1 protein-coding gene is annotated in these 545 nt (G+C 58.2%); it reads right to left on the reverse strand.

Annotation, left to right across the window (positions count from 1 at the left end):
* Positions 1–15: 15 nt before the first annotated feature.
* Positions 16–545 (reverse strand): AAA family ATPase (locus B2W52_RS00135; RefSeq protein WP_286800937.1); only part of this gene is annotated, 530 nt, incomplete at its 5' end.

Consider the following 545-nt stretch of genomic DNA (forward strand, 5'->3'; position numbering starts at 1 on the left):
CCCCCTCGCTCACGCCTACAGAATGTACCGGCTCAGATCCTCGTCTTCGGACAACTCTCCAAGCTTTTCATCCACGTATTCGGCGGTTACCTCGAAGCCATCGGTAACCTTGTCACCGGCATCGAAGGAAAGGGTTTCAAGCAACCGCTCAAGGACGGTATGCAGCCGACGGGCACCGATGTTTTCAGTGCTCTCGTTCACCTTCCAGGCAACCTCGGCGATACGTGCAATGGCATCCTCCCGGAAGGTCAGTTTCACACCTTCGGTCAGCATCAGCGCTTCGTACTGCTGCACCAGGGAGGCATCCGGTTCGGTCAGGATGCGTTTGAAGTCCTCGGGTGTCAGTGCCTGAAGCTCAACGCGGATCGGCAAGCGGCCTTGCAGCTCCGGAATCAGATCCGAGGGCTTGGACAGGTGGAACGCGCCGGAAGCGATGAACAGAATATGATCGGTGCGCACAGATCCGTATTTCGTGCTTACGGTGCTGCCCTCAATTAACGGGAGCAGATCGCGCTGGACGCCCTCGCGGGAAACATCCGACGAGG

This window comes from Marinobacter sp. UBA2498 (assembly GCF_002341575.1).
Taxonomy (GTDB): domain Bacteria; phylum Pseudomonadota; class Gammaproteobacteria; order Pseudomonadales; family Oleiphilaceae; genus Marinobacter; species Marinobacter manganoxydans.